General features: G+C 70.3%; 11 protein-coding genes, 1 tRNA gene and 1 pseudogene. 10 read left to right on the forward strand and 3 right to left on the reverse strand.

Translation table 11 applies throughout. From position 1 onward, the window contains the following. The 6 genes and pseudogenes from eno to VHA72_RS02380 form a co-directional block, all read left to right on the forward strand. Positions 1-243 (forward strand): annotated as a pseudogene (eno, locus tag VHA72_RS02355) (phosphopyruvate hydratase); the annotation flags it as partial. A gap of 30 nt (positions 244-273) precedes the next feature. Further along, entirely contained in the window at positions 274-864 is a 591-nt protein-coding gene (locus VHA72_RS02360) for an FtsB family cell division protein (protein WP_325572842.1), read from the forward strand. Continuing rightward, positions 861-1,352 carry a DUF501 domain-containing protein gene (locus VHA72_RS02365; protein WP_325572843.1) on the forward strand — a complete coding sequence of 164 codons (492 nt, stop codon included), beginning with the start codon at positions 861-863 and terminating at the stop codon, positions 1,350-1,352. The genes VHA72_RS02360 and VHA72_RS02365 overlap by 4 nt, the downstream gene beginning before the upstream one ends. Further along, on the forward strand, positions 1,349-2,266 hold the full coding sequence (locus VHA72_RS02370) for a Ppx/GppA phosphatase family protein (protein ID WP_325572844.1): 918 nt from the start codon (positions 1,349-1,351) through the stop codon (positions 2,264-2,266). Before VHA72_RS02365 ends, VHA72_RS02370 begins: the two co-directional genes overlap by 4 nt. 33 nt (positions 2,267-2,299) lie before the next feature. Next, positions 2,300-2,767, forward strand: coding sequence for a hypothetical protein (locus tag VHA72_RS02375; RefSeq protein WP_325572845.1), 468 nt, complete (start codon positions 2,300-2,302; stop codon positions 2,765-2,767). Between the two features lie 60 nt (positions 2,768-2,827). Then, positions 2,828-2,901: transfer RNA gene (locus tag VHA72_RS02380), tRNA-Leu, on the forward strand. A 192-nt stretch (positions 2,902-3,093) separates the two neighbouring features. Here the strand turns inward: VHA72_RS02380 and VHA72_RS02385 are convergent. Next, a complete protein-coding gene (locus VHA72_RS02385; protein ID WP_325572846.1) occupies positions 3,094-3,360 on the reverse strand; it encodes a hypothetical protein in 267 nt (88 codons plus the stop codon). A gap of 258 nt (positions 3,361-3,618) precedes the next feature. Between VHA72_RS02385 and VHA72_RS02390 the strand changes: the two genes are divergently transcribed. Then, positions 3,619-4,164 (forward strand): hypothetical protein, encoded by a 546-nt coding sequence (locus tag VHA72_RS02390; RefSeq protein ID WP_325572847.1) that lies wholly within the window; start codon positions 3,619-3,621, stop codon positions 4,162-4,164. Between the two features lie 61 nt (positions 4,165-4,225). Here VHA72_RS02390 and VHA72_RS02395 read toward each other — a convergent pair whose 3' ends face one another. Beyond that, positions 4,226-5,152, reverse strand: a complete 927-nt coding sequence (locus tag VHA72_RS02395) for an SUKH-4 family immunity protein (protein WP_325572848.1) — start codon at positions 5,150-5,152, stop codon at positions 4,226-4,228. A gap of 63 nt (positions 5,153-5,215) precedes the next feature. Here VHA72_RS02395 and VHA72_RS02400 point away from each other — a divergent pair, with 63 nt between their 5' ends. From VHA72_RS02400 to VHA72_RS02405, 3 genes are all read left to right on the forward strand, one after another. Further along, positions 5,216-5,656 carry a DUF2262 domain-containing protein gene (locus VHA72_RS02400; protein ID WP_325572849.1) on the forward strand — a complete coding sequence of 147 codons (441 nt, stop codon included), beginning with the start codon at positions 5,216-5,218 and terminating at the stop codon, positions 5,654-5,656. A 123-nt stretch (positions 5,657-5,779) separates the two neighbouring features. Next, the gene (locus VHA72_RS16490; RefSeq protein WP_414689740.1) at positions 5,780-6,220 is read left to right on the forward strand and encodes a DUF6389 family protein; all 441 of its coding nucleotides are present in this window, start codon (positions 5,780-5,782) and stop codon (positions 6,218-6,220) included. A gap of 169 nt (positions 6,221-6,389) precedes the next feature. Beyond that, complete coding sequence (locus VHA72_RS02405; RefSeq protein ID WP_325572850.1) at positions 6,390-7,253, forward strand: Bax inhibitor-1/YccA family protein; 864 nt, start codon at positions 6,390-6,392, stop codon at positions 7,251-7,253. Between the two features lie 35 nt (positions 7,254-7,288). Here the strand turns inward: VHA72_RS02405 and VHA72_RS02410 are convergent. After that, positions 7,289-8,061 (reverse strand): SGNH/GDSL hydrolase family protein (locus tag VHA72_RS02410; protein ID WP_325572851.1); only part of this gene is annotated, 773 nt, incomplete at its 5' end.

Genomic DNA, 8,061 nt, shown 5'->3' on the forward strand with positions numbered 1-8,061 from the left:
GACGCCGTCGAGCTGGCCCACCGCAGCGGCTACGCCTCGATGATGAGCCACCGCTCCGGCGAGACCGAGGACACCACCATCGCCGACCTGGCGGTGGCGACCAACTGCGGGCAGATCAAGACCGGCGCCCCGGCGCGCTCCGAGCGGGTAGCCAAGTACAACCAGCTGCTGCGCATCGAGGACGAGCTCGGCGAGGCCGCCCGGTACGCCGGAGCCTCGGCCTTCCCGCGTTTCGCGCGCTGATCCGCACGGGTCAGCAGGCAGAATCGCAGGGTGCCAGCAGATCGTCGTCCCTCGCGCGGGGCGAGGCCCCGGGGCCGCACCGGTCCCGGCCGGGCCTCCGCCCCGCGCCCGGGCCGCCCGCTCGGCCCGGGCGGCGGTGGTGACACCGGCAGCCAGACCCGGGTCACCTCCGGCGTACGGCGCAAGCCCCGGCTGACCGGTCGGATGGCGGTGCTCATCGTGGTCGTCGCGGTGCTGGTGGTCTCCTACGCCTCCTCGCTCAAGGCCTATCTGCAGCAGCGGCACGACATCGACGCGCTCAAGTCGCAGATCGCGCAGCGTGAGGCGACCATCGGCAAGCTGCAGGACCAGAAGGACCGCTGGAACGACCCGGCCTACATCGAGCAGCAGGCCCGCGAGCACTTCGACTACGTGATGCCTGGCCAGACCGCCTACGTCGCGCTGGGCCCCGACGGCAAGCCGATCAAGCCGAGCGGCCAGCTGAGCGATCCGAGCAGCGTCGGTGCGCCGACGAAGCCGACCGCGTGGTGGAGCGACGTGTGGAGCTCGGACGTGCTGGCCGGCAACCCGCCCAAGACCACCGGCAAGCCGCCGGCCGCGAAGATCCGGAGCACCGAGTGAGCATCGACCCCGCCGACGAGGCGGCCGTCGCCGCCCAGCTGGGCCGGTTGCCGCGGGGGATCCACGAGATCGGTCACCGCTGCCCATGCTCGCTGCCCGACGTGGTGACCACCGAGCCGCGGCTGCCGGACGGCACGCCGTTTCCGACGACGTACTACCTGACGTGCCCCCGTGCCGCCTCCCGGATCGGCACCCTCGAGGGCGGCGGCGTGATGAAGCGGATGCAGGACCGGCTCGGCGAGGACCCGGAGCTGGCCGCCGCCTACCGGCGCGCCCACGAGGCCTACCTCGCCGCCCGTGAGGAGCTGGGCCATGTCGAGGAGATCGACGGCATCTCCGCCGGCGGCATGCCCGATCGGGTGAAGTGCCTGCACGTGCTCGCCGGCCAGGCGCTGGCCCAGGGCCGCGGCGTGAACCCGCTCGGCGACGAGGTGCTCGACCTGCTCGGTCCCTGGTGGGAGAGCGGGCCCTGCGTGGAGGTCTTGTGAACGTCGCGGCGATCGACTGCGGCACCAACACCATCAAGCTGCTGGTCGGGCGGCCCACCGACGCGGGCATGGAGGACCTGGTCCGCGAGATGCGGATGGTCCGGCTCGGCCAGGGCGTGGACGCCACCGGCGAGCTGCATCCGGACGCACTGGCGCGCACGTTCGCCGCCATCGACGAGTACGCCGAGCTCATCCGCGCCCACGGTGCGCAGCGGATCCGGTTCGTGGCGACGTCGGCCACCCGTGACGCCGCCAATGCCGCGGTCTTCACCGATGGTGTGCGCGAGCGGCTCGGCGTCGAGCCCGAGGTGGTCAGCGGCCTCGAGGAGGCGGCGCTGGCCTTCGACGGCTGCGTGCGCAACCTGCGCGAGGCGCCGGCGGTGCCGGTCGTGGTGGTCGACGTCGGCGGCGGCTCCACCGAGCTCATCTGGGGGCCGCGGCTGGACGAGCCGCCGGCCGCGGCGTACTCGATGCAGATCGGGTCGGTGCGACTGCACGAGCGGCACTTGCGCACCGACCCGCCGACGGACGCCGAGGTGGCGGCGTGCGTGCGCGACATCGACGCCGCGCTCGACGAGTGCCCGGTCGACCCCGCCGGCGCGGCCACCGTCATCGGCGTGGCCGGCACCGTCACCCAGCTCGCGGCCGGGGTGCTGGGGCTGGCGGCGTACGACCGGGAGGTCATCGACCAGGCGCGCCTGTCGGTCGAGGAGTTGCACGCGCTGGTCGAGCGGCTGGTCGCGATGACCGTCGCCGAACGGCGGGCGCTGCCGTGGATGCATCCGGGTCGCGCGGACGTGATCGCGGCCGGGGGACTGGTGCTGAGCCGGGTGCTGCGGCGTACCGGGGTGGATCATCTGGTCGTCTCGGAGTCCGACATCCTCGACGGAATCGCCTGGTCCATTACAGACTGAGAGCCACACACATCTCGTGGGAAGGTCGCAGCCGTGAAGAAGCTCCTCCTCCTGGCCGCCGTCGCCGCCGGCATCGGCTACCTGGTCAAGTTCAAGTCAGAGCAGGTCAAGACCGCGGCCGCGAAGGTGACCCGTGACCCACGGGTGCAGTCGGCGCTCGCCACGGCCTCGGAGAAGGCCGGACCGTACGCCGCCAGCGTCAGCTCGGCGGTCGCCGACCGCCTGCACCCGACCGAGCCGGCCGGCGGTGCCGGTGGCGCCGAGGATCTCACCCCGCCGCCGGTGCCCGAGGAGGCCGCCGAGGTGGCGGCGTCCGACCCGGTCTCGGCGCCGGAGTTCACCGCCAGCGAGCCGCCGAAGGTGGAGTCCGCCGACATCGAGCCGCTCTCGGACGACACGGACGCGGGTGCCGGGCCCGAGGCCGGCGCCACACCGGACCCGCTCACCGACCCGATCGAGACCCTCGAGGACGCGAACGCGCCCGAGGACCCCGAGAAGTAGCCCCCTAGACTCGCGGGTGTCGGCCCACGCTCAGCGCGGGACGTCGGCCGACACCCGCGAGCCCCTGTATCCCAATCGGCAGAGGAAGTCGCCTTAAAAGCGATTCAGTGTGGGTTCGACCCCCACCGGGGGCACTGAAAGTTCGAGCCTTGTGCGCAGCCTCTGCCCTCCGGGGCGGCTGTCGAACTTTCGCGGTTACTCCCTCACCGTTGATCCTGAGCCGTATCGGTGGCTGTATCGCCGGGTCCACCAGCGCCGGGTAGTCAGCGGTGCAGAGTCCGGTGAGGTGGAGGTGGAGGAAGCGGGCGCGTGGTGTCGGTCGGCGTTCAGGGGTTGTAGCTGAACGGGCCGAGATAGCGCAGCGAAGTGTCGTGTGGGGTGGTGACGACGTTGGGCGCGAACACACAGATCGCGGAATCGGTGATATGCGTCAACTCCACCGGTACCGATTCCACCTGGGTCAGCCATTGGTTCGCGTACGAGGCTTCGCGGAGGAGAACGGCCGGCGCGACCGGACCATCATGGCCGACATCGACGACGTGGATGACCTCGACACACATCGGCTCCAGCTCGGCGATTCCGGCCTCCTTCATCAACGCCGAGGGCTCCGGGTTCCCGTCTGCCGTCCAGGTCGGGTCGACGTAGGCGCGAAGCTCCTCAGCCGACGCAAACCGCCGAGCGAGAGGAAGACATGCACAACGTTCGCCTCAGACACCGGGCCAGTCTCCCCGATCAGCCGCCGACAAACGGCCAAGCACCGCGTGGGCAAGCACGACCGACGCCCGAACCCGCGCTCGTGTCCGGCCACGTCCTGGCTCGTGGCGGCGAGTGAGGTGGTGGAGAGTAGGTGCGTGCGGATCTATTCGTTGTGGACGACGGTCGAGGACCCAGCGGCGGTTGTCGACTTCGTTGGGGACGCTCGGCGCCGGTCGGTGTTGTTCGAGGCAGCGACCGGTGATGACCAGGCTCAGTTCCGGGCACGCGCGCAGCGCGGCTACACGCCGCAGACGCTCGCGGCCACCGACTTCCTGACGGCCTCGACCGGCGTACCGATCTTCTCCACTCGCGTCGTGGACCGGATCGGTGACGTGTTGCGTGCGGATGCGACGTTCTTCCCGTGCACGATCACCTGTCAGGGCGAGCAGTTCTCGTTTGTCGCGGCCCGAATCGATACCCGCGCCAATCTGATCGATGAATCCGCTTCGGTCTTTCGGCAGCTGAGCGACGGTGAGCGGTCGCTGATCAAGCCGGTCTACCGGTCCGAGTTCGACCGTGACTTCCTCCTGGCCCGCGACCATCACGAGCTGTTCGACCTTGCGGCGTCCGAACGATTCCGGCAGCTCGCCAACCAGAACGGCCTCGCGATCGCCTTTCTACCCCGAGCACAGCCCGACTGACTCGACCTGCCATCGCCCGCCAGGTCGTGCGGGAGGTCGTGCCGACGCGGGTCGGTGCGGTTCAGGTGGCCAGCCCGCGGGCGATCTCGTCGACCACCGCGTCGCCGTCGGTGCTTGGAGCGAGGACGCTTACCCGTACGCCGGCAGGCGCCTCATGGTCCGGTGCCGATGAGGCGAGCAGACAGACCAGCCGCAGTACAGGCAGCTTCGCCCACAACGCCGGCGTCAGCGTGGCAGCGTCGGTGGTGACCAGCACGGTCGGTTGTCGTGTGGGATTCCCGCGGGCGGCGTCGGTCTGCCGAGCCACGTCGACGGCGGTCTCGATCATGTGGGGTGCCCGGACCAGGGTGACCGGGGCCAGCGCGGTGAGTCGCTTCCACTGCTGCTGGGTGAACAGTCGGTCGCGGTCGGCATCGGTCAACGCCACCAGGACCCGATCCGCATCCGCGGCGTTCTCGGTAGGTGAGGCTGGTTCCGTGGCGCGAGACCCGGCAGGGCTGACCGTTCGTGGGAACGGGGCGGTGCCCAGTCCGATCTCCTCGGCGGCCACGACCCAGAAGCCGTCTGGGCCGCCAGACAGGGCGGTGTCGATCGTGGCGAGACGTTGGAGGAGATCGTGTTCGATCTCTTCAAGCTGGTCGTCGTGGTCCCCGTCATCGAACCCGCGTCCCGCGACCTCGCGCATCACCTCGGTATAGGCGTGCACGGACTCGGCGAACGCCTCAAGCGACGAGTTCACCCGGTGACGGCCCGAGCCGTCGACCAGAACCACCGCACCAGCGTGATCAATGAACAGTCGGCTGACATCCCCATCCTCGGCCAACCTCAGGTGCGTATCGTCGAGCTGCCCGGGGGCGGTCCACCGGCCCGGATAGGGCACGAGCAACGCACGGTCACGGACCTGGCCACACAACCGCCGCGCCAGCCGCACCAGCGGTGAAGGCTCAGTCTGTGACGGGTCAGTCTGTGGTGGTTCAGGCTGGGTCACGGTCCCGACGTTATCCGACGCGCATGCGCCGGTGCCGCTGACGGCGGCTGAGATGATCGAGTCATGAGCGAACCGGTACGGCATCCGTTGGGCGAGTTCGTCTTCGTTCCCGGCACGGGCAGCGTGCACGGCTGGTTCGAAGGCACACTTCGAGCCACCGCGGCGGTGGAGCTGGTCGTGGACACTGAGGACCCGAATCTGGCGCGGGGGGTGCTGGACGACGTGGCCCGGGAACGCGAAACCGGGGTCCTGACCGACGGATCGCTCATTGGCCGGATCGTGGCAGACCTGCTGGACCTGGCCAACGAGGTGTGGCTCGACGATGACGAGCAGATCACCGCGAGACAGTTTCGCAACAGTCTCACGTTGATGCGACTCACCGTCGACGCCGAGGGCGTGTTCGGTGCGATCTTCCACGACGACGCAGACGTGTTCGCCGGCCACGGCATCGAGGTCATCGGCACCCTCGCCCACGGCGCCACGAAGGCGAGCATCTCCGGATAACGACGCCGTCTCCGCCGGATCATCCTGACGCCGCGGCAAGACTCGCCTGACTGGGCCTTGCCGCGGAATCCGCACCGCCCGCGCCGCTGAGAACACCTGATAGTCGCGGTCTATCGTGGTCGGGTGAACCGTGACGAGTACGTCGCAGAGCTTCGCCACGTCTTGGATGCCGCATCGAACGGCGTGGTCGAGAAGCTGGACGCGATCCTCGCGCACGTCACTGCACAGGTCACCAGCGTCGAGGTCATCGTCTTCCCCGGCCAGGACGACAACGGCGCGTTCGACGTCCACGCCGGCTTCGGCGGCCCGAACTCCGCCACGCTCAACGCGCCAATCGCGGCCATCGACATCTGTTCGGCGTGGTCCAGGACGAGGACGGCTGGGGCCCGAGGTACCCGCGTTCGGCCTGGCCAGCCTGCCAAGATTGCTACCCGTGGGCGCTCGACCGACCGACGTGAGGCAGAGGCCCGCCCGGCCCGCGGGTGCGGGGGCCGGGCGGGCCTCCGGTCCGGGGTGTGCCCGCCGAGCGTGTCGACGGCTCGCCTTACTCCAGTGTCTAGATAGACATTGGAAAAAACACGCGCCCCGGGCCAGGCCCTCCCTCCGCGTCGGGGGTGAGGGAACGTGCCGCCGACGTCGAGCGTTGAGCACAGTGACGCCAGCTAAGCCAACTAAGATCGTGGTGTCAGGTCGTCGTCAGGGTGACGGCGCCCGAGGCCTCCAAGGAGAGACCATGCAGAGCAACAACCCGGTGTTCCGCAACTCGGAGGGGTTCAGCAAGGCGAACGCCTACGGCAACCAGATGTACGGCGGCAACGGCGCGGCGTACTCCGGCTACGGCAGCGACCCGTCCACCTGGAGCGTCGGCAGCCCGACGGGGGGCAGCCCGACCCAGGTGCGCCGCTCGACTGGCCCGATGACGATCGACTCGGTCGTGCAGAAGACCGGCATCTGTGTCGCGGTCGTCGCGGTCGCGGCGCTCGCCACCTGGATCCTCACCCCCGCGGTGACCAGCACCGGCAACCTGAGCCAGATCTACACCGCCGCCACGATCGGCGCCCTGGGCGCCTTCGTGCTGTCGATGGTCAACTCGTTCAAGCGCGTGATCAGCCCGGCCCTGGTGCTGGCGTTCGCCGCCTTCGAGGGGGTCGCGCTCGGCGGGCTGAGCAAGACGTTCGACGCCCAGTTCGGCAGCGGTGTGGTCACCGGTGCCGTGCTCGGCACGTTCGCGGCCTTCGCCGGCACCCTGGCGGCGTACAAGTATCTGGACATCAGGGTCGGCAACAAGTTCCGCACCATCGTGACCGCTGCCGTCTTCGGCATGGTCGGCCTGACGATCCTGGAGATGGTGCTCGGCCTGTTCGGCAGCAGCATGGGCCTGTTCGGCTTCGGCGGCCTCGGCCTGCTGACCGCGATCCTTGGCCTCGGCCTGGGCGTGGCGATGCTGGTGATGGACTTCGACTTCGTCGAGCAGGGCATCCGCAACCGGCTCGACGACCGCGAGTCGTGGCGGGCGGCGTTCGCGCTGACCGTCAGCCTGGTCTGGATCTACACCAACCTGCTGCGCCTGCTGGCGATCCTGAACAACAACAACTGACCCAGCCGACGCTCGCGCCCCTGGCCCCGCACGGGTCAGGGGCGCGAGTGCGTCTGCGGCCGGCGGGCGACCCGCACCCAGAACCTGCCCAGCCGCCGGCGCGGCTTCGGCACCGGGTCCAGCTCGGTGCCGGGCACGTTGACCGCGCGCAGCGCCGCGGCCGCGATCGGCAGCGCCGGCTCGCCGCGGTACGTCGCCAGCTCCGCCTCCTCGTCGCCGATCAGGCCGAGTGCGGCCAGCGTCGAGGGCAGCAGCACCTCGGCCAGCGCGGCGTAGCCCGCCGCCGAGGGGTGGAACCGGTCGGGTCCGAAGAAGAAGTCCCGCTCCGCGGTGAACTCCGGCCCGAGGATGTCGGCCAGCGAGATGGTGCGCCCGCCGGCCCGGACCACCCGGATGGTCTGCTCGGCGGCGATCCGCCGCGACCACCAGCGGGCGAGGTGCCGCAGCGGCGGCAGGATCGGCTTGATCGTGCCCAGGTCGGGGCAGGTTCCCACCAGCACGGCCACCCCGCCGGCCCGCAGCCGCTCCACGGCGCGCACCAGGTGAGCGACTGACACGGTGGGCCGCACCAGCTTCACCACGTCGTTGGCGCCGATCAGGATGACGGCCACGTCGGCGTCGAGCGCCAGGGCACGGTCGACCTGCTCGTCGAGCTCGGAGGAGAGCGCGCCGACGACCGCCAGGTCGCGCAGCAGCACGGTCCGGCCGGTCAGCTCCGCGACGCCCCGGCCGAGCAGCGCCCCGGGCGTCTCGGCGGCGATCTCGAGGCCGTAGCCGGCCGCGCTGGAATCGCCGAGGAGCGCGACCG

Source organism: Nocardioides sp. (assembly GCF_035547795.1).
Lineage (GTDB): Bacteria > Actinomycetota > Actinomycetes > Propionibacteriales > Nocardioidaceae > Nocardioides.

What these genes read in the sequence shown, in the direction of transcription:
- VHA72_RS02385 (WP_325572846.1), bottom strand. Translation starts at nt 3,360, where the DNA reads ATGAAGGAGGCCGGAATCGCCGAGCTGGAGCCGATGTGTGTCGAGGTC.
- VHA72_RS02400 (WP_325572849.1), top strand. Translation starts at nt 5,216, where the DNA reads ATGAGCGAACCGGTACGGCATCCGTTGGGCGAGTTCGTCTTCGTTCCC.
- VHA72_RS02405 (WP_325572850.1), top strand. Translation starts at nt 6,390, where the DNA reads ATGCAGAGCAACAACCCGGTGTTCCGCAACTCGGAGGGGTTCAGCAAG.